This is a genomic window from Treponema primitia (assembly GCF_046533075.1).
In the GTDB taxonomy this organism is placed as follows: domain Bacteria; phylum Spirochaetota; class Spirochaetia; order Treponematales; family Breznakiellaceae; genus Termitinema; species Termitinema primitia_B.
Genome location: NZ_JAJQRB010000066.1, coordinates 1 through 24,803 on the forward strand (window position 1 = coordinate 1; position 24,803 = coordinate 24,803).

Here is a 24,803-nt window from a genome sequence, read left to right on the forward strand (position 1 = left end):
ACATGCACATGAAGACGGGTGTGTCCCTCCCCACGCCCGTCTTTGCCAACAAGTCCGAGAAAAAGACTAAAGCTTCACCGCATCAATAGCCTTAGCAAGCGCCGCCTCCAGAACCTCCGCCGGCGGCTCCTTAATATGCCCCAGCTTCTTCATGTCCTCCACCAGCGCATGGGCGGCGGCAATATCCGCCTTGGCACGATTGTAGACCTCGTCCCAGGAAAGGGATAACCGGGCTACACCTTCTTTGATAGCCTGCTGGGCTACGTCCGCAGCCTCCACGGCAAATACTTCCGTTTCTTCCATGGTCGCAATAATGTTATCCGGCTTTATGCCCCGCTTTTCGGAAAAGTCTGCGATAGAGTGGGCGCAGCAGATCGCCATACCATCGGTGATCTTCTTTGCCCGCACTAAAAGTGCGCCCTTGAGGATGCCGGGGAAACAGACCGAATTGTTTACCTGATTGGGAAAGTCGCCTCTGCCGGTGGCTACAATAAAGGCCCCCGCTTCCTTGGCCGCATAGGGCCAGATCTCCGGTACCGGGTTGGCGCAGGTGAACACGATAGACTTGGCAGCCATGGAAGTTATCCATTCCCGCTTCACCGTATCCGGGCCGGGTTTTGACAGGGCGATGAGTACATCCGCGCCTTTCAAAGCATCCGCCTCACTGGCCGCCCGACCGGGATTGGTCTTCTCGCAGATCTCCCATTTGCGGTAATTCCGCTTATCGTTTTTTATATCTTCACGGCCAACGTGCAGGGAACCCTTGGAATCAAAGACAATCATCTTCGCGGGATCGCCGCCATCGGCCAGGATCAGCCGGGCTATGGTGGTGTTCGCCGCCCCCGCTCCCAGAAGCACTATCTTTGCATCGGATAATTTTTTCCCCGCCAGTTTTAGTGCGTTGAGCAGCCCCGCCAGGGTGATACAGGCAGTCCCCTGGGCGTCATCGTGCCATACCGGTATGTCGCAGGCATCACGTAGTTCGTCCAGAACCTTGAAACAATTGGGCTGGCTGATATCTTCCAGGTTTATCGCACCGAAGGAAGGTTGCAGCATTTTTACAAATTCAATGATCCGGTCGGGATCATGCTTGCCATCGGGTCCGCGTGAATCCATACAAATTGCCGTAGCGTCCACCCCGCCAAGGTATTTCATGAGCATCGCTTTACCTTCCATAACTCCCAAACCGCCCGGAGGGGTACAGTCGCCATCCCCCAGGACCCGGGTGGAGTCGGATACCACCGCCACCAGATTTCCCCGGTTGGAAAGAGAAAAGGAAGTATCGTTGTTTTCCCGGATGGTAGTGGATACCTTGGATACCCCGGGGGTATACCAGACGTTAAACCAGTTAAGGCTGTAGATGCCGCACCTGGGTACGGTCTGCATCTTCCCGCCGTAGAACTGATGAGCCTCTAATGACAGGTTTTTCAGAAACAGGGTCTTAGCCTGGGCTTTTTGATCCTCCGTAAAATTCGCAGGAAACAGGGCATCCAGATCCTTTAATGCGAGGTCGATTTTCATATAATTCCTCCTAAACCATGGTCCGATATCTTAGAAATTGAAGGTATAAGAATCAAGCTTATATTCTTCCTTCAATTGTTTTACCGTTTTCTTAAGGCTCTCGTTCAGGGGAACCCCCCGATCCTTCCTGTCCAACCAGGCCAGATATTCCTTTTCCCCCGCAGTGTAGATCCGGTCATGGCCGGGCATTTTCCTTGAGGCCCGCAATTCCCGCAAAATATCGCCAACCGTCTTTTTGAAGGCATCAAGCTCCGTAAAGGCGTTTATGTCTATGGCGATAAAGAAGTGTCCAAGATGATAGGGCACCTTCTTACCACTTAAGTCTAAGCCATTCAGGGCTTTTAAGAAAGCCCCTTGCTGCAGGGCGGCGGAGAGAATCTCCACCACCGTGGCGTAGCCATAACCCTTGTATCCGGCGGTATCATCCCCCAGTCCGCCCAAGGGCGCCAGGGCGTAGGTCCCCTTGGTCAGCCCGTCCAGAGCCTTGGCAGGATCGGTTTCGCTGTTGCCCTGATTATCAATAACCCAGCCCTGGGGCATTTTTTTACCAATCCTATCGTAATGCTCGATTTTCCCCCGCTGAGAAACCGAGGTAGCACAGTCAAGCACAAAGGGAAAGTCCTCATCCGAAGGGATTCCCACAGTTAGAGGATTGGTTCCAAGCATATTTTCAACCCCAAAGGTAGGGGCTATGGAAGGCCGGGCGTTGGTACCGGTGAGGCCTATCATCCCCGCCTTGGTCGCCATGGTGGCGTAGTAACCCGCAATACCGTAATGGGTGGAATTTCTCGCCACCACCATGCCCATGCCGAACTTTTTCGCCTTATCAATAGCCATCTGCATGGCTTTTTTCCCAACCACCTGGCCCATACCATCATGACCATCCACCACAGCCGTGGCCAGGCCGTCCTTTACCACCTCAAAATTGGTAACCGGAAACTGGATACCCTCCTTAATCCGGTCTATATAGATCGGCTTAAACCGCCCTACCCCGTGGGAATCAATGCCCCGCTTATCGGACTCGATCAGGACCTCCGCGCAGACCGCCGCATCAGCAGCCGGAATGCCGACTTTTATGAAAACATCCTTCATAAAAGCCTCCATTTTGTCAAAACTCTCATAAACCACATTCTGATCCATACAAACCTCCGGGTAAAGAAAAAAAAGAGTGCAACAAAATAACCATCCGGCTATTTTGCTGCACTCTTTATCTCTTCAGCAAATTAGATACCTAAAGAATTAGGAATAGGTGGTCCGTTTTTATACGAACCTTTTCACATTATACTCCCGGAACAGTAAAAAATCAAGCCAATTATCCAAAAAATCCTAATTCTCCATCCGTAAAATTTCCAAATTCGAAGAGGAAACCGCAATTGCCCCGGCCTTCAATGCGTTCTGTATATCCTCCCTATCCGAAATAAGCCCCCCGGCAATGACGGGCTTTTTCGTGATATGGGCGATCTTGTTTATAATCTTTGGCATTACCCCGGGGAGAATCTCCACCGCATCGGCGTAGTCCAGGGGAAACTGTTTTTCGATATTAAGGAGGGCCATAGAATCAAGGACAAAAAAGCGCTGAATAGTCACAAAGCCCAGAAGCTTCGCATGTTTAATCAAATTGGCTTTGGTGGAAAGAATACCGTCCGCCCGGGTATTCTCCCAGAGGAAATCTACGGCGATTTCCCGGGCAGACAATCCTTCTATAAGATCAAGGTGGACCATGGCGATTTTCCCCGCATCTTTAATCCTGGCCACCGTAGCGGGAATACTAAGAATATCCCCAAAGAGGATAAAAACAATACCACTGGCGGTTTCAAGCTGTTGTTCCAGCGCCTCCGTGGACTTCACTGCGGATATCACCGGAGTTTTATGCAGCAAACTAAGGAATTCTTCCGGCTCCAGGACGCGCCTTTTTTTAACCAGAATAGTTTTCATATTTGTCAAATAATCGCACCTAACATGTCCCCTGTCAACGCGCTGGGACAAATATTTCCGGGTTCCAAAAGTGCTTTTTCAATGGCGTCAATTAACCCATCCGGCGTCGATGCCCCGGCGCAGAGCCCCAGGGTATTATAGGCGCCTATCCCGCTGGGGATGTCTTCGACCTTTTCAACCAACCATGCGGGCTTACCCCTGCCATGGGCATCCTCGAATGACTGGGCTATGACCAGGAGCCTTCTGGTATTGGCCGAGTCGCTGCCTCCGGCTACAATGACCGCATCGACTTGGGCACAGAGCTCCCGCAGGCTATCCTGACGGTCCCTGGTGGCGCGGCAAATCGTATTGATAATACAAAGATCGGGGAATAGTTTTCCTATCTCTGCCCCGATGGCGGCATACTCAGCTTCGGAAATAGTGGTCTGGCCTATCAGAGCGGTCCTGGCATTCGGCTTTTCCGAGAAAAGTTTCCCCGCCGCCTCTACGGCTTCCATGGGGGTTCCCAGGATGATACAGTCCGGAGCATAACCCTGGATACCGATTATCTCCGCATGCTGCCGCTCACCGGCCAGAAAAACCCGGTACCCTTCCCCGCACAGAGAGCGGGCCCTTAGTTGGCTGGCTTTGACCTTAGGGCAGGTAGCGTCGATGAGTGTTGTCCGCCGCTTTGTAAGCGCCGCCTCAAGATCGGGTGTAATGCCATGGGCGCGGATGATGACCGAAGAAGTCTCAAGATCTTCCGGAAGCTGATCCTCCTCCAGAACTTTAAGGCCCCGGCTTTTAAGCTTTTCCATCGCCTGGGGATTGTGAATCAGGGGGCCCATGGCGTATACGGGGAACTTCGTTGCAAGCTGCGCCGCTTGTAACAGCGCCGTATCCGCCATATCCATGGCCCGGCGCACCCCCATACAAAAGCCAAGTACGCGGGCGCGGATTACCTTCATTATGGTGCAGTGGGCGCTAAAACAAACTTTTTCTTGGACCGCTTTGTCACCTGAACGTTCCACAAATTGACAAACCCGGAGGCGACAAAAATGGTGGAATATACACCGGAAATCATACCCACCAGGAGCGCCAGGGCAAAATCCTTCATGGACCCGGAGGTGAATATAAAGAGGGACAGAACCGCCAACATGGTGGTTACGGTGGTAATAATAGTACGGCTCAGGGTTTCTGTTAAAGCCCGGTCCAGGATATTAACAAATTTATCATCCGGATAGATGCGTCTGGTTTCCCTGATCCGGTCAAAGATAACGATAGTATCGTTGATGGAATACCCAAGGATGGTCAGGATCGCAGCAATGGTGGTGGTGTTGAATTCCATCCGGGTCCAGGTAACAAAGGCTACAATGATAAGGGCGTCGTGGGCAATTGCAAGGACCGCGCCGATGGCAAACTGGGGCTTAAACCGTATGGAAGCGTAAATCAGAATGAGCAGCAGCGTAAGGCACATAAGGAGCCCCGCCTGATCCGAGAGCTGCTTGGAGAACCGGGAACCCACATAGTCCGACCGGGTTACCGCCACACCGCCGCTTCCAAAGACCGTCTCCAGGTTACTTATAATCTTCTCCGCAGGGATACCCTTACCGCCGTCAATTTCGCTGTCCTCCATGCGGACCATGAAACGCCGCTCGCTGTCGGCGCCCAGGACCTGGACCGAAACCGTCCCAAGGGGGGATAGGGCGCTCCGGACATCCTCTATAGCAATTTCCGGCAGGTTATCGGGAAGATAGTGCAATACATAGGGGTCCGAACCAAGCAGGGGGTTTCCCTGAGCGCTCTGGACCAACTGTTGGGTGGCGCCGCCGCTGGAGGAATTGTTCACCCCCAGGCCGTCCACCCGGGCTAAAGCGGCGCTTAAATCGCTGATAGTCTGATAGCTGGCAAAGGGGAAACTATGGGTTACCCCTTCGACCCCCACGCCGGAGATGACAATGTAGAGACCATTCCGATCCATGGAAACAGCGGCGTTACCCCTACCGCTATAGGTTAGGCTAAGAGCCGTGGGGGCAAACTGTACTTCCTGAATAAGGCCGGCCTGAAAATCGACCCCCAGGTTAAACCCCCTGATGGCATAGGAGATAACCCCCGCCACGATCAACAACACGGAGAGGATCGCCGTGGGAATAAACAACTTGGAAAAACGAATAATCTTCATTATTTGACCCCCTTTGCCCAGCTTACCGAAAGCGTCTTGCTGCCTATCACATCGGTGCCGAAGTCAAAGATAAGCCGGGACACGAAGAGGGCCGTAAAGACCGATGAGAACACCCCGATGGCCAAGCTGACCGCGAACCCCTGTATGGGGCCGGAACCAAGCTGGGAAAGGAACAGGGCGGCTATAAAGGTAGTGATATTAGAGTCCATAATGGCCCAGAAAGCCTTGTCAAAACCCGAGTCAATCGCAGCCTTGCGGCGCTTGCCAAGCTTCAACTCCTCCTTCATCCGTTCAAAGATGATCACATTGGCATCCACCGCCATACCGATGGTCAGAATAAACCCGGCGATACTGGGCAGGGTCAGGGTGAAGTTAAAGGCGGAAAGGATGCTTCCCATAAGGTAGATGTTCAGGATCTGGGCGATCACTGCGTTTACCCCGGAACCTTTATAGAATATCAACATAAAGACCATGACCACCACCAAGCCGCCGAGAAGAGCGTAGAGCCCTTGGCGTATGGTGTCCTCTCCCATGGAGGCCCCTATGGCCTGCTGGGTAATTACCTCAAGTTCCACCGGCAGCGCCGCTGTTCTGAGGGTCATGGCTATATTATTCGCCTCGTCCAGATCAAAACCCGTTAGGCGCACCTGATCCCGAATGGCGGTCTGAATGGTGGCCTGGGATTTAACCCGGTCATCCAGCACTATGGCCAGGGGCTGCCCTACATTTTTTAAAGTAAGTTGATAGAATAGCTCCCCGCCTTCGGCGTCCAGGAGGAAGGTAACCTCCGGCTTGCCGTCCAGATTGTTCCGTTCTACCACGGCGCTTTTAATATGGTTACCGTCCAGGCCTATTTCTTTCTTGATTGCCGTATAATCCAGGTTGCCGTAGGCATTCCGGACATGCTCGTCCAGCCCATATTTGTCCTTGGAATAGACTCCCCGGATAAGCACATCGGAAGAAACCACCGAAGGATCGATAAGGTTTCCCGCACTGTCAAAGGTAGTGGTAGGATTAGCCGCGTAGTACAGATTAAAGGCGGATGCCGCTTCCCGGTCCACAATATGGAAGTTAAGACTCCCCCTGCCCATGATGATAGAGTTGATCCGCTCCGGGTCGGCGGCGCCGGGGATTTCCACGTAGATCTGATCCGCGCCCTGGCGCCGTATCACCGGCTCAGTAAGGCCGAAACGGTCTATACGGCTGTTCAGCACTTCCAAGGCCCGGTTTACCGCATCTTCCCGGTCGGCATCGGTCAATTCCCGCCCCAGTCTTTCCCGCAGGGCGCCCATGTCTGCCTGTAGCACGATACTCAGGCCCCCGGACAGATCCAGTCCCAATTGAACCGCACTCTTCTGGAGGTCCTTCAGTTTAAAAATATTATCCCGGTACCGGGTCTCTATGGTATCCAGGGCTTCCTGACGGCTGATAAAGCTGGAAAGCACCGCCCGGGCATCCCATACGGCGGTTTTTGCATCCCGGTTATTTTTTTTAGCCAGGGCAGTGAGGAAAGACAGCCGTTCCGGCACATCTCCCCCGGAACGGGCGGCGTCTACCAATGTTAGCAGGTCCGCCTGGGCCGTCTCTGAGGCATATATTTTAATCTGCTCCCGGGAACCCAGGGCTAGAGCCTGATCTTCCTTGGGTACCATAAAATACCAACGAATGGTGGGAAATAAAAAAATAAAACACACCCCAACCGTCAAAAGGACGATAAAGAACCGGTATCGTTTACTCATGCATCAGCTCCGAAAAAATTAGTTCTTGGTCTCTTCCGTATCGTCAGCCGGCTTATCCTCGATTTTTTCAACCGCCTTGCTTGCCTCTACCACAGTAGCAATAGCGCTGCGGGAAAACTCGATCTTGGTATTTTCGTCTACCTTAAGTACCACCGAGCTTTCTTTAACACTCTGGATAACCCCGTGAACTCCGCCGATAGTCACAATCTTATCACCCTTTTTGAGGGCGCCCAGCATTTTTTGGGTTTCTTTCTGCTTTTTGTTCTGGGGACGAATAATAAGGAAATAGAAAATTCCGATGATCAGGATAAAGGGAATGAAGGTGCTGATCATGGAACCGGGGCCGCCGCCCTCGCCTCCCTGGGGAGCTCCCAGGAGCAGGGGAAAAACAAATGAATTCATATAGTGTACATCCTTTCGTGATATAGAGCTTTTGGTAAGGTAACATGTGAGGGAAGGAAGGGTCAAGGGGCGCGATACCCTAATATTTCCCTTTCAATTCCAAATTTTCCAGCCCCTTAATTTCCTTCAGGGCATCGGTGAGTTAACTTAACCGCTCCTTACGAAATGTCTAATTTCATATTTTTGTTATTAGTTAATTGAGGAGAAATTCTTCCAAAAAGGCGGCCACCCCTTCTTCTTCATTGGAACCAATAACCAGGTCTGCCGCAGCACAGACCGATTCCCGGGAATTGGCCGGCGCCACGGAAAAGCCCACCGCATTGAACATGGGGAGATCATTTTCCTCATTTCCCAGGGCGATTACTTCTTCCGCCTTCAATCCCCGCTGCTTCATGGCAAATCTGAGGCCCTCCCCCTTGGACACCCCGGCGCGCATAATTTCCAGGAAGGTCGGAAAGGTCTGGGCCATATACATTGAATTGCCAAAACGCGCCGTCAGCTTGGGCCTGATTAGATCCTGCACCGCGCTCTCCGCAATAAACATACCCTTGATACAGCCCGAAAGCCCGGGCTTGGCAATAGCCTCTTTCAGATCCCCAATCACCGGCACTATACTCGTATGTTTTTGGTACATCTCCGCTTCCGCCGAATATTTTTCAATCATCAGGATTTCCCGGGAACCGGCGGCGGCAGGAAAAAAAACCTGATAATGCACGCCCATGCTTCGGGAAATGTCGATACAGAAATCAACCACCGCAAGATCCATAAGTCCCGCGCTGAGAACCCTGGCCTCGGGCATGTCTACGACTTCGGCGCCGTTAAAATACACCATAGGCCCTTCAGCGCCAATTGCCGCCCGGTGCTTTTCCGCCCCTTCAACGGCCCTGCCGGTACAGAGAATTACCTGGATGCCCCTGCTAATACAGGCCCTAAGCGCCCCAATGGTACGCCCGGTGAACTCGGCATTGAGCCCAAGGGCGGTACCATCCAGATCTAAAGCCAGCGCTTTTATGGCTGCAGAATTGAGTTGTTTCTTCATGGGGGGGAGTATAGCGAAAAGCCGAAACTTAGTATAGCCGACAATTCTCGGGAGAGTCATTACCATCCATAACAAATCATCTCTTTCGTGCCGGTTTGTTTATCCCGGATGCGAAAAGGGTCTGAACATTGGTTTTATTAAATGCCAGATGGTTTTGCATTGCCTGTTTTGCCGCATCCGGGTTGCGGGCCTCAATTGCTTTTATAATATCAAGGTGAATACTCAGGGCCTTGAGGGTTTCATATTTTTTCAACGAGTGGTTATAAAGGTCAATCCCGTAATGTATCACCGGAATTAGATTCGGCATAACCATATTCCGCGAACTCTTGGCTATCATCGTATGAAACGTAATATCTTCATTACTGTAATCTTTGCCGTCCTGTGCGAGTTCTCCGATGATCAACTGGATTTTTTTCATCTCCGCTATTTCATCCTCCGAGGCGGATATCGCTGCAAGCAACGCTATTTCAGGCTCCATAATGTAACGGATAGTTACTAAATCCGCTACTAATTGTAATTTATTTTCCGTATAGGCAAAGCCAAAGGGGTCATCGACAATGCCGGGTTTTTCGCATACAAAGGTCCCCTTCCCCCGGCGTATCTCCAGGATGTTCCTGGAAATAAGCGATTTTATCGCCTCCCGGACAGTCCCGCGTCCTACATGAAACAATTGGGCAAGTTCAAATTCAGTGGGAATTTTTCCTCCCCCGGTTAACTGCCGTTGAAGGATAAACTGGAAGATTTGGTCCGCTATTTGCTCGGTAAGCAAAGGAAAATTAATGCTCTTCTTCCCAAGTTCCTTAAACATCAGACCCTCCCCGAACAGAATACATTAAATGTTCCATCAATTTATAGAAGATTCAATGAAAAATAAATAGTATTTTATGAAAATATTCTGAAAAGCACATCTTCTTCCAATGAGATATTTACCGGAAAAACATCTAATTCTTTATATAATATGAAATTAGATATTTTTTAGCCTTCGAACTAATAGCGCATATATAAAGTAAAAAAAAGTAAAAAAAAATTGACAGCTGGAAATAACCATGATATCATAAACCAAGGCAGTAGATGTAGGACGTAGTATGCCAATAGGAAGGATGTTATTGGATGACTAGGCTATAGCCTGTGAAAACAGTTAATAGCCGGGGGCCCTGGTTGTCCCCGGAATTTTTTATTTTATGGAGGAGATGAAATGAAACGAAGGATGAGTAGATTGTTGGGGATGGCGCTGTGTATCAGTGCTTTTATGGCGTTCAGTAACATCGTTCCGGCGGCTTTTGCGAACGGCACAAAGGATGGCGGGCAAACTGGTGGGCAAAATGCCGCACAAAAACCCCTGGTGTTATCCTGTGGTTCCGGCACCGTTGGCGGTTCCTTTTACATTATGGCCGCCGCGGTCAGTACGGTAGTTACCCGTGAGGTTCCGGGGGTGCAGCTTGTTACCCAGACCACCTCAGGGTCCGGTGAAGCCTATGTCGGGGTTGTGCAAAAGGATTATGAAGTCTGTATAACCAATGCTGACTTCGGTTATATCGGCGCCCACGGCGGCGATCCTGCCCAGCCGGCCTATGTAGCCGGTCCTAATGTCCGCACCTGGATGGTTATTGAGCCCACTCCCTATCTCATGGCTGCCCGGACTAATAATACCAAAGTAAGGGCCTTTGAAGACCTGATAAAACCCGGCCTCAAGGTAGGGGCAAATACCCTTAGCTCGGGTTCGAACGTTTTAGTCGGCTACGTTGTTGAAGCGCTGGGGGGCAAGATGTCCAATATTGACCAGTATCCTGCGGGGCATGATCAAACTTGTACGGCTCTTAAGGACGGTAACATTGATATCGCCACTACCTTTGCCGGGCAATTGAGTTCTCCCAATGCGGCTTATCAGGAACTTACTGCCACCACCGATATAAGCTGGTATGTGATTCCCCCAAAGATCCGCGATGAAATCAATAAAAAATATCCCTATTTCAGAAAAGTTGTCGTTCAGCCCGGTTGGACCCCCAATATTACCAAGCCCTACGAGACCCTTGGCGTGCACGGAATCTTTCTGATCGATAAGGATGTTCCCGAGGAAGTGGTTTATCAGATGACTAAGGCTGTGTTCGAGCATATTGATGAACTTGGTATGGCCTTCCCTGCCCTGAAAGTTCTCGGTAAGGATACCGCTGCGGTTGGCGCCACCTGTGAAATACATCCCGGCGCTCTCCGGTATTATCAAGAGCACGGATTTAAGATCGAGGTAGATAAATAGTCAGCCCGATATCCGTCCGGTTTCATAATTCGAAACCGGATTGGATGTCAGTATTTTCATTTTTGGAGTGGAGCATGAAACTTAAAAGCGAGATAAAATCCATAATGGATGAATATAAATTTTCCGGCCCCCGGGGAGTTTTGACCCTGATTATCTGTCTGTTTTCTTCTGCCTATTTTTTATATACCGCCTATAAAGGCCCCTTTCCGTCTTTTATCCAAAGAAGTATGTTGCTGCTTGTCTGTACCACAGTTATTTTCTTATCCAAGCCATTCCTCGAAAAAGATAATAAACTAACCTTCGCTATTGATTTACTTCTGGTTGCCGCATCACTGGCGGGGTTTATATATACTATTATAGCAAGAGACCATCTGCATATTTATGCGGGGATGCCCTTTAAATCGGACTATGTCTTTGGGATTATGTGCCTCTTCTGCGTGGTGGAGGCCACCCGCAGAAAGGTGGGTAAGGCGCTGCCCATCATGGTTATTGTTTTTGTGTTGTACGGAATCTTTGGGAAATACCTGCCCGGATTATTGCAACACCGGGGTATGTCTCTTAAAGCTTTTGTCACTGCCCTTTATATGTCGGAGGACGGCATTTTCGGCCAGCCCGCCACGGCGGCGGCGAATTTTGTTATGGCCTTTATTCTCTTTGGCGCATTCCTTTCCATTTCCGGCGCGGGCCAGGCTTTTACCGATATTGCAATCAGCGGATTTGGCAGTATGCGGGGAGGGCCCGCAAAGGCAGCGGTGGTATCATCCGCTTTAATGGGCATGGTCAGCGGCAGCGCTGTGGCCAATGTGGTTACCACCGGTACCTTTACTATCCCATTGATGAAAAAGAGCGGTTATGATCCCGCATCCGCCGGAGCGGTGGAAGCGGTGGCATCCACGGGGGGACAGATTATGCCGCCCGTTATGGGAGCGGCGGCGTTCATCATGGCGGATACCCTGGGGATTCCCTACTGGAATGTGGTTAAAGCCGCCTTTGTCCCGGCCTTTTTATATTATGTTGCTTTATTTTTTATGGTTGACTTTCAGGCGGCAAAATCAAAACTGTTGGGTATTCCCCGGGATCAACTGCCGGACATAAGAAAACTCTTTCTCACCAATGGCTACCTTTTGCTGCCCATAGTATCCCTGGTATATTTTCTGGGGGTGGTACGGATCTCGGCGCAAAAATCTGTTTTTTATACCATCCTTGTGATCATCGTCATCAGTATGTTCCGTAAAGAAACCCGGGTAACACCCAGAAAGTTTGTGAAAGCCCTCATCGATGGCGCCATGGGAGGGCTGGAAGTCGGGGTGGTGTGCGGATGCGCCGGTATCGTTATCGGCATCATCTTAAGAAGCGGCCTGGGAATGAGCCTTACGAACATTCTGATCCAAATCGCCGGCGGCAGGCTGATCGTTCTGATGATCCTGACCATGATTACCAGCATAATCCTGGGTATGGGCCTGCCTACATCGGCATGTTATATCATCGTTGCGGTATTGATAGCCCCGGCCATGATAAAGTTAGGGGTTGCCCCTCTAGCGGCCCACATGTTTGCCTTCTATTACGGCTGTCTTTCTGCCATCACGCCTCCTGTCGCTCTTGCTTCCTATGCGGGGGCCAGTCTGGCCGGCGCAAACCAAATGACAACCGGCTGGAAGGCAGTGCGTTTTGGCCTCTGCGGATTTATCGTTCCCTTTATGTTTGTTTCCGGGAATGAGCTTCTCCTTATGGGACCGCTGCCGGGAGTTATCCTTGCCTGTGCTACATCCATTGTAGGCACCTATTTCCTGTCCGTCGGTCTTATGGGGTATCAGTTTACCCATGTTGCATGGGTTTTCCGGGTGATTTATTTTATCTGCGCCTTGCTGATGATTCTCCCGGGCTGGGCAACGGATCTTCCCGGACTGGCTGTAGGGGTTGTCCTGAGTATTATTAATTTTGGTATTTCCCGAAAGCAAAAAACAAGTGCGGTAGCAGCGTAAAGAGAACGGGAAACCTTGTAAAAGTGGAGCCCCTTGTGTGACCCCTCGGGCACACAGGCGGGCTTCATTTTTTTGACACGGTATTGCGGGATTGTACTTTACCGGAAGATGCGGCGCACTAATACTTCTCTTTAATCTCGATCCTTACCACATCCCCCGCAGCTTTGAGCGCCTTGGCGAGTTTGGAGAGATCCGTGGTATCGGGTATGGTGACGAAGAGCCGCAGCTTTGAACCTTTCCCTTCCTTCCCTTTGCGGGTACTTTGTACCACATCAATAGACTGAGCGCGGATACCGAAGCCCCGGAGGACCTCCAGGGCTTCCTCTGTGGAAGGGTTAGAGTTTGTGTAATTTAGTTCCAGCATTTTGTTTCGTGCCGAAGGAAAGAATTGTTTTTCGAATTTGTCGAGCATGATCAGGATGATAAGGCTGAGTAGCTCGGCGGCGGCGGCGGCGATGAACATTCCTGCGCCGATGGCCATACCCACTGCGGCGATAACCCAGAGGCTGGCGGCGGTGGTGAGCCCCCGAATATTGTTTCCCAACCGTATGATCGCTCCGGCGCCCAAAAAGCCTATCCCGGAAACTACCTGGGCGGCGATCCGTCCGGGGTCTCCGTTTTTAAGACCGATGTACTCCTGGGGCAGCCAGATCGAAAGAAGCATCAGCAGCGTTGCTCCGGTGGAGATAAGCGCGTGAGTCCGAATTCCCGCCACCTGGCGCCGGCTGGCCCGTTCAAAGCCGACAATTATCCCGGCGATAAATCCCAAGCCAAGGCGGATAAGCATGTCAATTTCTGTGATAGGTTCTCCGTGCATTAAATTAATCTCATCACTAATTCTATCTATTTTTTTTTGTATTGTCAATTCCCCATGGATCAATTAGTGACAGATTGACATTAAAAGAAACACAGATTACTGTTAATTTCCAGGCGATAATTTTGGAGGGATATGATGGGATCTATTTATACTGACAAATCGGAATATGCAATTTCAACCTTTACTTACGAGGAGATTGAACTGCATGAAGCCTTAAAGGAAATTGCCCGGCATGGTTTTACCACCGTTGAGCTTTGGGGAGATACGGTTCATTTTGACCCCCGGGTCGGAATAGACCGGAAATTGATTAAACAATGGCTGCGGGAACTGGGGCTTTCGGTTCATTCTGTCCATAGTCCCTTCCGCAATTTTAGAAACATTTCCGATGCCGAAGAATTTAGAAAATTCAGACAGCAGCTCTGGCATGACACCATTGATGATTGTTCCGAATTCGCTGTTCCCATCATGGTTGTCCACGGCTTACACCGGAAGGAATACAATTATTCCAACGATCAGATTCAGATGGTAGCAGAAAGCCTGGGGGATCTTTGTGAATATGGCCGGAACCGCGGGGTCATGATAGCCCTGGAGAATCTTCCCGGAACACCCAACAAAGTTAACCCCGAAAACAGTAAAGACGACTCCAATGAAATACGGTGCCGGATTCAGGACCATGTAAAAAATTATTCCGGTTTAGGGATAAAGTATTGTCTTGATATAGGCCATGCCGTTCTGAACGGAGCGGACCTGTTTGAAGAAGTTGACGCTGCCGGCAAAGATTTGGTTACTTTCCATATTCATAATAACAACGGCATCAAAGATTCCCATGACCTTCCCGACCATGGGATTATTGACTGGCCCGGACTTCACAAATATATCCGCGAAAATGGATATGCCGGACAGTTCGTACTGGAAGTTCTTGGCGGATCAGATCCCTTTCTGGTAATGGATAAAATCGATTCTTTATTTTCCTGAATTATGGTTCAACCATACCGACGCTGCTTAATCTTCGCTATCCAGAATATGCAGGGATTTCCCGTCCAGGCCTATACCCACCGTATCCCCCGTCCGGTATACTTGCTTGGCCGAAGGGTTGTAGTCGGAAACTTCAAACTCCTTGCCCTGGACGGATAACCAGTAGTCCTGGCTTACCCCCATGTAGATAGTCTTGAGCACCTCCGACTTTATTTCATCCTTACCCATGTGTACCGCCTCGGGTCGTATAACCACCCGTACCGTATCGCCCGGATTCCAGGGGGTGGTCCGGGGTATGGTGTATTGGCAGCCCTCCAGGTCTATGGTGGCGGAATCGGCGGTCTTGGAAACCAGTTTGGCATCCAGCACATTAGCCTTGCCGATGAAATTTGCCACAAATTCGTTCCGCGGCAGATGGTAGACCTCCTGGGGGCTTCCTACCTGCTGAATGAGCCCGTCTTTAAGGATAACCACCTTGTCACTCATGGCCATGGCTTCGCTCTGGTCGTGGGTTACATAAATCGTGGTAATCCCCACCTCCAGCTGAATACGGCGTATCTCTTCCCGCATGTAGAGCCGCAGTTTGGCGTCCAGGTTGGAAAGGGGCTCGTCAAAGAGGAGTACCCCGGGGTGCATCACCAGGGCCCGGATAAGAGCCACCCGCTGTTGCTGGCCGCCGGACATCTGAGCAGGAACCCGTTCGGCAAAGTCATCCATCTTGACGGTTTTAAGGCCATCAAGGACCCGCTGTTTTATTTCAGCCACCGGACGTTTCTGGATTTTAAGGCCATAGGCTATGTTCTGGAACACATTGAGATGGGGGAAAAGGGCGTAGTTCTGGAAAACCATACCCAGATCCCGCTTATCCGGGGTTTTTGCTATCACATCATCCTTATCGATGAGGATCTGCCCCGAACTGGGCATCTCAAACCCCGCCACCATACGGAGCAGGGTAGTCTTGCCGCAGCCCGAAGGCCCCAGGAGACAGACAAATTCCCCGGGGTTGATGGTCAGGTTTACATTTTGTACCGCGTGTACTTCACCCCGGGTACTGGTGATAAAGGTTTTGGTAAGATTCACCAGGCGAACTTCTTTTGCCGAAGATTTTTCCATAGTTAATACCCCTCGTTGATGTTTACGCCCATTTTCTTGAGCAGCGTACTCATGACCAGCATGACAAGGCCCACCAGAATGATGAGTACCAGGCAGTAGGCGTTGGCCGCCCCATACAGGCCCTGGTCCACCTGATTCATTATTGCCACCGTCAGCATCTGCCACCGGGCGGACACCAGGAAAATAATCGTACTAACCAGGGTCATTCCCCGGATAAAGGCATAAACCAAGCTGGAAAAGATAACCGGCCGGATCAACGGAACCGTAATGGAAGTAAAGACCTTCTGGCTGCCCGCCCCGCAAATGCTGGCGGCCTCTTCAATAGAAGGATCTATCTGTTTTAGGGCGGCTATCCCCGACCGGGTTCCTACGGGCATACTTCGTATTACCAGGGCCACCACCAGGATGATGGAGGTTCCGGTCAGGATGAGGGGGGGCGTATTGTAGGTATATATATAACCCAAGCCCAGGACCGTTCCCGGCAGGGCTATGGCCATCAGTATGGATGCTTCCATAAAACGCTTACCCAGGAAGTTCTTTCGCACAATGAGGAAGGCCGAAACTATCCCCAAAAGCCCCGCAATGGGGGCGGCGAAGAGAGACAGGGTGAGGGAATCCATAATGTAGCGCCGGCCAATGGTAAGAACATATTTGATCCACCGGAGGGTAAAGGAATAATTAACCCCCCAGAGGGTAACAAAGGCGCCATAGGGCACCAGGATATACATGGCGATGACGAAAACCGAGATGATCATACAGATCGTATAGACCGGAATGGTAACCCCCTTGTTGGCAATGAGGACCCGCTGTTTTGCGGCCTTTCCGGTAACGGTGATGTAGGATTTCTTTCCGACCACGCTATTTTGCAGGTAAAAGGCCAGCATGGAGATCATGAGGAGAACCACCGCCAGGGCTGTGGCCCCAACCATGTCGTAGCTGCCTATACCCTGCTGGTAGATCTGTACCGCCAGGGTGGTAAAATTCCCCCCGATAACGATGGCGTTCCCAAAATCCGCCAGGGACTGGATAAAGATGAGCAATGCCGCATTGGCTATCCCCGGCAGCATTAGAGGCAGGGTTACGGTTAAAAAAACCTTGCGCTGGGAGGCCCCCAGGGCCTGGGCCGCTTCCTCAATAGAAGGATCGATATTCTGAAGCAGGTTAGTCAGCATCAGGTAGCCCACGGGAAAGAAAGAAAGTACCTGGGTTAAGGCCAGGCCCCAAAAGCCGTATATATCGTTCCGCACCCCAAAGATGTTGTAGGATATGAGACCGCTCCGCCCGAAGAGAAGGATGGTCGCCAAGGATATAACAAAGGGAGGAGAAATCATGGGCAATATTGAGAGAACCTTAAACAGCGGCTTGTGGGCTATCTTTAAGTAAATAGTAGCGTAGGCAAAAAGGAAAGCTACGGCAGTCCCAAGAACCGCCACGGTTATCCCTAACTTGATGGTATCCCAGATGACTCCCCGGTCAAAACTGCTCTTGGCTATTTTAAGATAGGCAATGAGGGAAAAATGACCGGTTCCCAGGATACTTTCTTTTAAAATCATCACCATGGGGATGATGATAAACAGTACTACCACAATCAAAACACTTAAAACGGAAACCAACAGGACCGGGTCCCGCAGGGTAAACAGCAGCTGTTTTACATCGTTATTCCGACGGTCCGATTTACTCATCGTTGGCGGGGGAGATGTGGGGGCCATTGGGTTCCTCCCGGGAAAGGATTATGAAAAATAGAAAAGGCCATCCGGAAAGCAAAACACCTACCGGATGGCCTGGTTAACAAACCCTATTTAATCGGTTTTGACTTGGAAATCTCGTTGAATCGATCCAGGAATTCGGAACGGTGAGCTCCGGCCCAGATATCATCCTGATTAATGAGCTTAGTCGCCTTGATAGCTTCCACTTCCTTGGGCGGTGTAGCCGCCGGGTTAGTGAGAAATTGCAGGGCGTTTACGGTTTGTCCCAGTTCCTGAGCCTTGGGAGTCAGGCACCAATCGATAAATTTCTTGGCCGCCTCAAGCTGGGGCGCTCCTTTGATAATGCCAACGGCGCCGATTTCATAGCCCGTTCCTTCTTCGGGGGCGGAAATGACGATATGATCGTAACCTTCCCGTTTGAAGGCCACCGCATCGTGGAGATAACCGATGGTAAGGCCCGTTTCGTGGAGCTGCACCATGCGGCCCCCGGCGGAACCGGACTTGGTATACTGGCGAATGTTTTCATTTATCTTCTGGAGATAATCCCATCCGGCCTGCTCGCCCTTGATCTGGAGTATGGTGGTGAGCATGTTGTAGGCGGTAGAAGAAGAACCCGGATGGGCCATGACGATTTCACCCTTGAATACGGGGCTTAGAAGTTCATCCCAGCTGGTGGGCATCTTTACATTGTTCTTCTTGAGCCATTCGCCGTCGGCATAAAAGCCCAGGTAACCTGAATAAATGCCAGTCCAGGCGCCCTTGGGGTCCTTGAACCGGGCGGGAATAGTCGCCGCCGTGGGGCTGATGTAGTACTCCAGGAGGCCCAGGTTATCCGCTTCAATAAAGGTGAGGGAACCGCCGCCGTACCATACGCTGGCTTGGGGGTTTTGCGCCTCAGCCCTGATCCGGGCCAGGATTTCACCCCCGGACATACGGACAAAGCTGGTCTTGATCCCCGTGGCTTTCTCAAATTCCTGACATTCCAGGGCCGCATGTTCTTCCAGCATTCCCGCATAAACCGTTAAGGTTAGCGGGGTGCTTTTTTCAGACCCGCTGGTTTTGGTTTCCTTTCGGCAACCGGTAAATACCAACAGGCCCAAAAGACACAGACTGATAATCATAACTAGAAACACAGTGGTTTTTTTCATACAGGCATCTATCCTCCAATTTAATAACTCACCTTAAGTTTACGGTCACTTTTGATAATGGTCAAGCAAAACCTTTTTCAAAGAACGATGGCTCGCTTTACCTCTATTGGGAAGACACCGAAGAGGCGGTCCAGGGAGGAGGATGGGGTATAGGTGGTACCTGCCGCTTTGTTGTAGAATTCCAGTACGGTTTCCAGGTCTGCGGTATCCTTGGAGTAGATTGCAGAGGAATATGCGGCGCGGAAAAGACCCCTTTCGGCCAGTTCGCGGGTCGAAAGGGAGCCATTGCGGCGCTTGGCTTGACCATCCACCACTGCTGCGGGGCCGTCATAGCCGATGGTAAATACAAAATCTTCCCTGGAAAGCATAAAAACTCCTTTTTACTGGGGGGAGAAACCATCTTTTCCGACTCCGCAGGTAGGGCATACCCAGTCGTCGGGAATAGCGGCAAATTCGGTACCGGGCTTAATGCCATTGGCATCATCACCTTCGGCGGGATCGTAGACATATCCACAGGTATCACATACAAATTTCTGAGCCATTTTAAAACCTCCTACCAGTTTTTTCCTAATACTTCAAAATAATCCCGGGGATGGGCACAGGCGGGACAAGCCTTGGGAGCCTCGGTTCCTTCATATATATAACCGCAGTTCAGACAGCGCCAGGATATGCTCTTTTCTTTTTTGAAAACCGTACCGGAATCAATGTTTTCTTTAAGCTTATGGAAGCGCTTGGCGTGTTGTTTTTCCGCCACGGCGATATGTGTAAAAATTTCGGCAATGGTGTTGAAACCTTCGGTTTTGGCGATTTTAGCGAAGTCGGGGTACATCTTCTTCCATTCATAATCCTCACCGGCAGCGGCGGCGGCAAGGTTATCGGTTGTCTTCCCGATTATCCCTGCGGGGAAGGCAGCTTCGATGGTCAACTCCCCCCCTTCGAGAAACTTAAAGAGCCGCTCGGCATGTTCCTTCTCCTGTGCTGCGGTCTCGGTGAAAATATTAGAAATCTGCACAAACCCGTCTTTCTTGGCAGCGCTGGCCCAGAAGGTATACCGGTTTCTCGCCTGAGATTCCCCGGCAAAGGCGGTAAGCAGATTCTTTTCGGTTTTAGTTCCCTTAAGATTTGGCATTACATTACTCCTTCATCTGAAAATATATCTCTATGATTCACCCTTTTCAAAGGATTTTCAAGTAAAATCCGGAAAAAAGTATAATATTAGCGTTCCTCGAGTTCCACTTCGTAGCGCCTAAGCTGGAGATTATCCGGCGCCAAAGCCAGGGCTTGTTTGAGGTAGTAAATGGCCCGGCGTTCATCCTTGCGGCGGTGATAGATTTCGAACATTGCGGTGAGTGAATTGAGGTTTCGGGGGTCCTCAAAGAGACTGGAACGGAGGTCGTTCATCACCAATTCTTCGTTGGATCGCAGCCGGCTGCGGAGATAATAGTAACGGCTCTTCATGGCGCCCCCAACCAGGGAGGCTAAGCGGGTTTCCAGAAGGGCGCCTGCTTCGGGCTTCCGGTCCAGGTCGATCAGGGCGGAAATATAGGCAATGACCCCCTCCTCATTGGATGGGTCCGCTTCGTAGAGTTCCTGGGCATAGGAGAGGGCTGCTCTCTTGTTCCCCAGACCCCTCTCTACGGTATAGGCAAAGAGGATGTCCTGGGGAGACCGGCGTTCCGCTAAAAGCCGGTCCAGGTAGGGCTCGGCGTCTTTCCAAGCCTGCCGGTGGACCGCATCCTGAAGCGCCAGGGAACTTATCATCAGGGATGGTTCCCGGGTATTGAGGAGACGCTTTAAGAGTTCCCGGCCTTCGGCCTGATCCTCAGAATGGGTAGACCCCATAAGGAGCTGAGCCGCATACACCGCCGCCTCCTCGTCATCCGCAAAAATACGGAGCAGGGCGCGCAGATAGTTCAAGGCCCCATCTCGGTTCCGGTACCCTTCGGCCTGAACCCGGGCGCGAAGAAAAAGGTAGAGCCGGTTATTGGGATTAATACCGGAATAGAGATCCAGAGGCGTCTGGGCTTGGGTGAACCGGCCTTGCTCCACCAGGAGATGGGCCTGCATCAGGATAAACTGCCCGTCCCGTGGAACCCCCGGTTCCTTGTCCCGCCGGAGAACCTCCTCTATAGCCGGTTCCGCCCTGACCCAATCCCTGTTGTTGTAGTAGGCCAGGGCCAACTGCCGTTTAATAGAAATATTATCGGGATACATGATGACCATGCCGGAAAGCAGCCCTATTTCATCTTGGACTGCCCCCTTGAAGTTCAAATACCGGGCAAGCCCAAGGGCGGCTGGGTAGAATTCCTCGGATATACCGTAAGCCCAGGTATACTGTTCTGCGGCCTTTTCCCACTGCCCGGTCCGCTCACGGATAAGACCGGTAAAATAGGGAGCCAGTACCCCCCGGGAATTAAGCTCCCGGGCGCGTTTCAGGTCCGGCAGGGCGTCCAGAAGCCGGTCTTCCCGCTTTTCGTCCAGAAGCGCAAGGAAAGGGAGGACCAATTCAAGATAATCCTGGGAATTATTCTGCAGGGGAGCGGAATAAATTCCCCGATCCGCCTCCCGCAGTATCCTGGTATAGTTGTGGGTACGGGGCGGATCCGCAGGGGGCAGGAGGACTTGCACATCAGGGTAGAGCCTTTGCAGCAGGGTTACCGATATGGCGGCCATCATCCTGCCGTACTCCCCCTCTCTCAGGTTCCGGCTGCCGATAAGATCCAGGGCTTTGAGCAGGGAAGAAGGGAGACCGCTTTCTACCAGAGAGCGAATTTCATCCGCCACCCCTCCCCGGGGGATAACGGACGCCAGGGGAGACTCCTCAACAGGAGCCATGGGGATGGGCAGGGGCGTTTCCGTTACCGACCCATAGCTGCCACAGGAAATAAGCGCCACGGAAAGAAGAAGCCATACCAGGAACCGGTAAAACATCAACTTATTCAGCATAGCCTTATCATTACGGTTTTGAAGCGTCCGTAGGGGCTCCGGAATTATTTTTATTAGTACCCAGGGATATGAGAACAAGGATTAGGCCAATGAGGACTACCAGGAGGGGCCACCAGTTAATTACAAAGTGCTTAAAAGAAAAGGGGGCCAGGTGGAATGAAAAAATCATCAGGATACAGCCCAGTAAGACAAATGCCACCGCAGGAACCACATAGCGAATACGTATTGCCCCAAAACGATGCCAGCCTGCGGGTAAAAGGGCAAGCCCGGCAAATACGGACAACAGAGGCCATCCCCGGGAAAAGGAAAAAGGAATAATGCGGAGGGCGGAAAGGAAGAGGAAAAACCCTACCAGCAGAAAAAAGGTGGCAAAAAACAAATAAACGGATCGTTTATTCAATTTTATCGCAAAAAAAGCGCAAAGAGCGCCGATAATGACAAAGAAGAAAGCCCTTAGTACGGAAAAACGGGTAGTCCCCTCCAGGGTCCCCAATAAAAAGGCGCTCCCGAAGAACATAAGGAGGAGTCCGATGATAAATGCAATACGTGCGGTAATTTTGCGGACAGTTAAGCGATCCATACTATCAAGTATAGCAATACTTTGCTTTGCTTGCCAATGGGAAAACACTATGATAGGATCAGCCGGTGCGATTTAGTTTTTCGCACTTAGCTGTGCTGCCCCGCCTATGGCGGTTTTTCCTTGTATTTCTTTTGCTTGGCACCCTGATGGTATGCGCTACCGGAGATTCCCGGAATATTAATGGGGGCGTAGATCCCTATTACCTCACCGGGACCAAGGATCAGCAGGATGTGTTTCTGGATCTCTTCAGCCTATTGGCCCGGGAAGCCCAGAGCGGGGAGGAACAATTTTCGGTGGTCAGGGAAATTGCCAATGAGTATGCCCAATTAAAGGAATACGGCCGTTTGATTAACTTTCTTACCTCCTGGACCTATACCCACCCGGAAGATCCCTACTCCGCCTATTACCTGCTCATGACCGCCTATGCCTATACCCAGCAGGAAGCCTACGCCATGTCGGCATTGTACTTTGATTTGATCGTAAAAAATTATCCCGACCTAACCCTCCGGGGCGAATCAATCCATCTAATCTGCCTTAACCAGCTGATCACCCTTACGGATAATCCGGAACAGCGGGTCTGGTACTACCAGGAGCTGATTTCCCGGTTTCCCGAGAAGATCGATCCGGGGCTTACCTACTTTATGCTGGGCCAGGCCTATGAACGGATCGGCGAGTGGAACAGGGCTATCCAGGCCTATACCCAATTCCTTCCGTACTATGGAACCGTAATCCCAGGCTTCCCCGAGGCGGACAATTATGCCAAACATCTGGTGGACTTTAACAATTCCCGCAAAGACTGGACCTTTGAAAACCTCAACTCCCTCCTAAGCGCGGTCCGCAGCGCCCTGGACAACGGGAGCAGTTGGCAGCTGCGGCGCTATCAGGCTAAGGTCAATTTCTTTGCCCGGTCCTGGGGACAGGAAGACCGGGATAATTCGGGGATGGCGGAATTCAACCTTTCGGATTTTATGATGAGTAACCAGATCCGCTACGCCGCGGAGCTGGATACCAATTCTAACGCCAGCGAAGCCTACCTCCGTACCTGGGGCTGGTCCCAGTATATTTCCACCTGGTACCTCTATTTCCGGAAGATCAACTTTCCCTCGGACCCGGAAATTCATGGCCGATGGGAATGGGCGGGGATCTACTACGGGGAAAAATTCTGACCCGCCTCTTCCCCAATTTAACCATAGCGCTGATCCTGATGGCTGCGGTACAGCTTGGGGCTGAAACCCCGGAGTTTGAATCCCCATCCCGATCCCAGCGGCAGGTCCCCAGCGCCAAGCCGGAGCGGTTTATCCGCCAAACCCAGGGCGGCCAGTCAAATGAGAAGCTCCCCTCCTCCATACCGGGGCTGGATAATCCCCTGACCCAGCGGTATATACGGCAATACTCCGCAAGCGGCGGCCTGGCCTGGTTAAGGGCGGTGATGGATCGGGGCGGTCCCTACCTGGGTTTCATACTTCGGGAAGTACGGGAGCGGAACCTGCCCCCGGAACTGGTCTACCTGCCGGTAATCGAATCGGGCTTCCTGACCACGGCGGTAAGCAGATCCGGGGCTGCCGGGCTCTGGCAGTTTATGCGGAACAGCATAGGCGGCTATGGCATGGGGATCACCGACTACGCGGATGAGCGGATGGACTTCTGGAAATCTACCCAGGGAGCTCTGAAAAAGCTGGAGGACAATTACAAACAGCTGGGAGACTGGCCCCTGGCTTTGGCGGCATACAACGCGGGAATGGGCGGGGTCAACCGTCTGGTACAGCAAACCGGCGTCAGGGACTATTGGACCCTGTCGGAACGGCGGCTCCTGAAAACCGAAACCATCCACTATGTTCCCAAACTATTGGCGGTCTCCTATATTTTATCCAACCCCCGGCAATTCGGCTTTTCGCCTCCCTGGCCGGAGGATCCCCAGTGGACCAGGATTAGTCTGGACCGCTCGATAGACCTGGAACTGTTGGCGGAATACGCCGGGATAGACCGGGATATGCTTAAAAAAGGAAACCCGGAACTCCGGTATACCATAACCCCGCCGGTAAAGGGCTACCAGCTCAAGGTACCCCAGGCGGACGTCCCGGCGGTACTTGCGGCGCTGGAACGGGAGGATCTATCCCTGATCCGCTACCACTTCCATACCATAGGCTACGGGGATACCATCTCCGCCCTGGCCCAGCATTACCGCCTGAGTGTGGACCAGATACTGGCCGCCAATCCCGGCGCCGAAGCGCGGTTTCTCCAAATCGGTAAAAAACTCCGCATTCCCGCCATCACCAACGCCGGCCCCTATCAGCGGCAACCCGCAGGGGGAAGCGGGAACCTCGTTTTTGAGGGGACCCACCTGGTTAAGCGGGGAGAAACCCTCTGGTCCATCGCCCTGGCCTATGAAGTAGACCCCCAATCCCTGGCGGATGCCAACAACATGGGCTTAAATGATGTACTGCGTGAGGGAAGAATCCTGAAAACGCCGATAATTAGATAGGAG

23 protein-coding genes are annotated in these 24,803 nt (G+C 51.6%); 5 read left to right on the top strand and 18 right to left on the bottom strand.

Annotation, left to right across the window (positions count from 1 at the left end):
* Window positions 1-66: 66 nt before the first annotated feature.
* The 9 genes from LQZ19_RS13540 to LQZ19_RS13580 form a co-directional block, all read right to left on the bottom strand.
* Entirely contained in the window at window positions 67-1,521 is a 1,455-nt protein-coding gene (locus tag LQZ19_RS13540) for an NAD(P)-dependent malic enzyme (RefSeq protein WP_411048209.1), read from the bottom strand.
* A 30-nt stretch (window positions 1,522-1,551) separates the two neighbouring features.
* Entirely contained in the window at window positions 1,552-2,661 is a 1,110-nt protein-coding gene (locus LQZ19_RS13545; RefSeq protein WP_411048210.1) for an Ldh family oxidoreductase, read from the bottom strand.
* Between the two features lie 186 nt (window positions 2,662-2,847).
* Window positions 2,848-3,456, bottom strand: a complete 609-nt coding sequence (locus tag LQZ19_RS13550) for a glycerol-3-phosphate responsive antiterminator (RefSeq protein ID WP_411048211.1) — start codon at window positions 3,454-3,456, stop codon at window positions 2,848-2,850.
* A 5-nt stretch (window positions 3,457-3,461) separates the two neighbouring features.
* On the bottom strand, window positions 3,462-4,466 hold the full coding sequence (ispH, locus tag LQZ19_RS13555) for a 4-hydroxy-3-methylbut-2-enyl diphosphate reductase (RefSeq protein WP_411048212.1): 1,005 nt from the start codon (window positions 4,464-4,466) through the stop codon (window positions 3,462-3,464).
* Window positions 4,403-5,617, bottom strand: a complete 1,215-nt coding sequence (gene secF / locus LQZ19_RS13560; RefSeq protein WP_411048213.1) for a protein translocase subunit SecF — start codon at window positions 5,615-5,617, stop codon at window positions 4,403-4,405. Before secF ends, ispH begins: the two co-directional genes overlap by 64 nt.
* The gene (gene secD / locus LQZ19_RS13565) at window positions 5,617-7,356 is read right to left on the bottom strand and encodes a protein translocase subunit SecD (RefSeq protein ID WP_411048214.1); all 1,740 of its coding nucleotides are present in this window, start codon (window positions 7,354-7,356) and stop codon (window positions 5,617-5,619) included. The genes secF and secD overlap by 1 nt, the downstream gene beginning before the upstream one ends.
* 18 nt (window positions 7,357-7,374) lie before the next feature.
* Window positions 7,375-7,758, bottom strand: a complete 384-nt coding sequence (gene yajC, locus LQZ19_RS13570) for a preprotein translocase subunit YajC (protein WP_010255719.1) — start codon at window positions 7,756-7,758, stop codon at window positions 7,375-7,377.
* 193 nt (window positions 7,759-7,951) lie between these two features.
* Window positions 7,952-8,797, bottom strand: a complete 846-nt coding sequence (locus LQZ19_RS13575) for a Cof-type HAD-IIB family hydrolase (RefSeq protein WP_411048215.1) — start codon at window positions 8,795-8,797, stop codon at window positions 7,952-7,954.
* A gap of 76 nt (window positions 8,798-8,873) precedes the next feature.
* The gene (locus LQZ19_RS13580; protein ID WP_411048216.1) at window positions 8,874-9,605 is read right to left on the bottom strand and encodes a FadR/GntR family transcriptional regulator; all 732 of its coding nucleotides are present in this window, start codon (window positions 9,603-9,605) and stop codon (window positions 8,874-8,876) included.
* Window positions 9,606-9,992: 387 nt separating this feature from the next.
* Between LQZ19_RS13580 and LQZ19_RS13585 the strand changes: the two genes are divergently transcribed.
* On the top strand, window positions 9,993-11,051 hold the full coding sequence (locus LQZ19_RS13585; RefSeq protein ID WP_411048217.1) for a TAXI family TRAP transporter solute-binding subunit: 1,059 nt from the start codon (window positions 9,993-9,995) through the stop codon (window positions 11,049-11,051).
* 74 nt (window positions 11,052-11,125) lie between these two features.
* On the top strand, window positions 11,126-13,033 hold the full coding sequence (locus LQZ19_RS13590) for a TRAP transporter permease (protein ID WP_411048218.1): 1,908 nt from the start codon (window positions 11,126-11,128) through the stop codon (window positions 13,031-13,033).
* A 118-nt stretch (window positions 13,034-13,151) separates the two neighbouring features.
* Here the strand turns inward: LQZ19_RS13590 and LQZ19_RS13595 are convergent, their stop codons facing one another.
* Window positions 13,152-13,850 (bottom strand): MgtC/SapB family protein, encoded by a 699-nt coding sequence (locus LQZ19_RS13595; RefSeq protein ID WP_411048219.1) that lies wholly within the window; start codon window positions 13,848-13,850, stop codon window positions 13,152-13,154.
* A gap of 132 nt (window positions 13,851-13,982) precedes the next feature.
* Between LQZ19_RS13595 and LQZ19_RS13600 the strand changes: the two genes are divergently transcribed.
* The gene (locus tag LQZ19_RS13600; protein ID WP_411048220.1) at window positions 13,983-14,825 is read left to right on the top strand and encodes a sugar phosphate isomerase/epimerase family protein; all 843 of its coding nucleotides are present in this window, start codon (window positions 13,983-13,985) and stop codon (window positions 14,823-14,825) included.
* 27 nt (window positions 14,826-14,852) lie between these two features.
* Here the strand turns inward: LQZ19_RS13600 and LQZ19_RS13605 are convergent, their stop codons facing one another.
* The 8 genes from LQZ19_RS13605 to LQZ19_RS13640 all read right to left on the bottom strand — a co-directional run bounded on the left by LQZ19_RS13605 (window position 14,853) and on the right by LQZ19_RS13640 (window position 22,318).
* Complete coding sequence (locus LQZ19_RS13605) at window positions 14,853-15,938, bottom strand: ABC transporter ATP-binding protein (protein ID WP_411048221.1); 1,086 nt, start codon at window positions 15,936-15,938, stop codon at window positions 14,853-14,855.
* Window positions 15,939-15,940: 2 nt separating this feature from the next.
* Window positions 15,941-17,647 (bottom strand): ABC transporter permease, encoded by a 1,707-nt coding sequence (locus tag LQZ19_RS13610; RefSeq protein ID WP_411048222.1) that lies wholly within the window; start codon window positions 17,645-17,647, stop codon window positions 15,941-15,943.
* Window positions 17,648-17,733: 86 nt separating this feature from the next.
* Window positions 17,734-18,792 (bottom strand): ABC transporter substrate-binding protein, encoded by a 1,059-nt coding sequence (locus LQZ19_RS13615; protein WP_411048223.1) that lies wholly within the window; start codon window positions 18,790-18,792, stop codon window positions 17,734-17,736.
* A 77-nt stretch (window positions 18,793-18,869) separates the two neighbouring features.
* Window positions 18,870-19,160 (bottom strand): hypothetical protein, encoded by a 291-nt coding sequence (locus LQZ19_RS13620; protein WP_411048224.1) that lies wholly within the window; start codon window positions 19,158-19,160, stop codon window positions 18,870-18,872.
* A 12-nt stretch (window positions 19,161-19,172) separates the two neighbouring features.
* A complete protein-coding gene (gene rd / locus LQZ19_RS13625; RefSeq protein WP_411048225.1) occupies window positions 19,173-19,334 on the bottom strand; it encodes a rubredoxin in 162 nt (53 codons plus the stop codon).
* Between the two features lie 11 nt (window positions 19,335-19,345).
* A complete protein-coding gene (rbr, locus tag LQZ19_RS13630) occupies window positions 19,346-19,921 on the bottom strand; it encodes a rubrerythrin (protein ID WP_411048226.1) in 576 nt (191 codons plus the stop codon).
* 86 nt (window positions 19,922-20,007) lie between these two features.
* Window positions 20,008-21,738 carry a tetratricopeptide repeat protein gene (locus LQZ19_RS13635; RefSeq protein WP_411048227.1) on the bottom strand — a complete coding sequence of 577 codons (1,731 nt, stop codon included), beginning with the start codon at window positions 21,736-21,738 and terminating at the stop codon, window positions 20,008-20,010.
* A 10-nt stretch (window positions 21,739-21,748) separates the two neighbouring features.
* A complete protein-coding gene (locus LQZ19_RS13640; RefSeq protein ID WP_411048228.1) occupies window positions 21,749-22,318 on the bottom strand; it encodes a LiaI-LiaF-like domain-containing protein in 570 nt (189 codons plus the stop codon).
* 146 nt (window positions 22,319-22,464) lie between these two features.
* Between LQZ19_RS13640 and LQZ19_RS13645 the strand changes: the two genes are divergently transcribed.
* Entirely contained in the window at window positions 22,465-23,484 is a 1,020-nt protein-coding gene (locus tag LQZ19_RS13645) for a tetratricopeptide repeat protein (protein WP_411048229.1), read from the top strand.
* Window positions 23,445-24,800 (top strand): lytic transglycosylase domain-containing protein, encoded by a 1,356-nt coding sequence (locus LQZ19_RS13650; RefSeq protein WP_411048230.1) that lies wholly within the window; start codon window positions 23,445-23,447, stop codon window positions 24,798-24,800. Before LQZ19_RS13645 ends, LQZ19_RS13650 begins: the two co-directional genes overlap by 40 nt.
* Window positions 24,801-24,803: the final 3 nt, after the last annotated feature.

Bases quoted from the DNA above. Each gene is read 5' to 3' on its own strand.
- LQZ19_RS13540 (WP_411048209.1), bottom strand. From the start codon at position 1,521: ATGAAAATCGACCTCGCATTAAAGGATCTGGATGCCCTGTTTCCTGCG.
- LQZ19_RS13545 (WP_411048210.1), bottom strand. From the start codon at position 2,661: ATGGATCAGAATGTGGTTTATGAGAGTTTTGACAAAATGGAGGCTTTT.
- LQZ19_RS13550 (WP_411048211.1), bottom strand. From the start codon at position 3,456: ATGAAAACTATTCTGGTTAAAAAAAGGCGCGTCCTGGAGCCGGAAGAA.
- secF (WP_411048213.1), bottom strand. From the start codon at position 5,617: ATGAAGATTATTCGTTTTTCCAAGTTGTTTATTCCCACGGCGATCCTC.
- secD (WP_411048214.1), bottom strand. From the start codon at position 7,356: ATGAGTAAACGATACCGGTTCTTTATCGTCCTTTTGACGGTTGGGGTG.
- yajC (WP_010255719.1), bottom strand. From the start codon at position 7,758: ATGAATTCATTTGTTTTTCCCCTGCTCCTGGGAGCTCCCCAGGGAGGC.
- LQZ19_RS13575 (WP_411048215.1), bottom strand. From the start codon at position 8,797: ATGAAGAAACAACTCAATTCTGCAGCCATAAAAGCGCTGGCTTTAGAT.
- LQZ19_RS13580 (WP_411048216.1), bottom strand. From the start codon at position 9,605: ATGTTTAAGGAACTTGGGAAGAAGAGCATTAATTTTCCTTTGCTTACC.
- LQZ19_RS13585 (WP_411048217.1), top strand. From the start codon at position 9,993: ATGAAACGAAGGATGAGTAGATTGTTGGGGATGGCGCTGTGTATCAGT.
- LQZ19_RS13590 (WP_411048218.1), top strand. From the start codon at position 11,126: ATGAAACTTAAAAGCGAGATAAAATCCATAATGGATGAATATAAATTT.
- LQZ19_RS13595 (WP_411048219.1), bottom strand. From the start codon at position 13,850: ATGCACGGAGAACCTATCACAGAAATTGACATGCTTATCCGCCTTGGC.
- LQZ19_RS13600 (WP_411048220.1), top strand. From the start codon at position 13,983: ATGATGGGATCTATTTATACTGACAAATCGGAATATGCAATTTCAACC.
- LQZ19_RS13605 (WP_411048221.1), bottom strand. From the start codon at position 15,938: ATGGAAAAATCTTCGGCAAAAGAAGTTCGCCTGGTGAATCTTACCAAA.
- LQZ19_RS13610 (WP_411048222.1), bottom strand. From the start codon at position 17,647: ATGGCCCCCACATCTCCCCCGCCAACGATGAGTAAATCGGACCGTCGG.
- LQZ19_RS13615 (WP_411048223.1), bottom strand. From the start codon at position 18,792: ATGAAAAAAACCACTGTGTTTCTAGTTATGATTATCAGTCTGTGTCTT.
- LQZ19_RS13620 (WP_411048224.1), bottom strand. From the start codon at position 19,160: ATGCTTTCCAGGGAAGATTTTGTATTTACCATCGGCTATGACGGCCCC.
- rd (WP_411048225.1), bottom strand. From the start codon at position 19,334: ATGGCTCAGAAATTTGTATGTGATACCTGTGGATATGTCTACGATCCC.
- rbr (WP_411048226.1), bottom strand. From the start codon at position 19,921: ATGCCAAATCTTAAGGGAACTAAAACCGAAAAGAATCTGCTTACCGCC.
- LQZ19_RS13635 (WP_411048227.1), bottom strand. From the start codon at position 21,738: ATGCTGAATAAGTTGATGTTTTACCGGTTCCTGGTATGGCTTCTTCTT.
- LQZ19_RS13640 (WP_411048228.1), bottom strand. From the start codon at position 22,318: ATGGATCGCTTAACTGTCCGCAAAATTACCGCACGTATTGCATTTATC.
- LQZ19_RS13645 (WP_411048229.1), top strand. From the start codon at position 22,465: ATGGTATGCGCTACCGGAGATTCCCGGAATATTAATGGGGGCGTAGAT.
- LQZ19_RS13650 (WP_411048230.1), top strand. From the start codon at position 23,445: ATGGGAATGGGCGGGGATCTACTACGGGGAAAAATTCTGACCCGCCTC.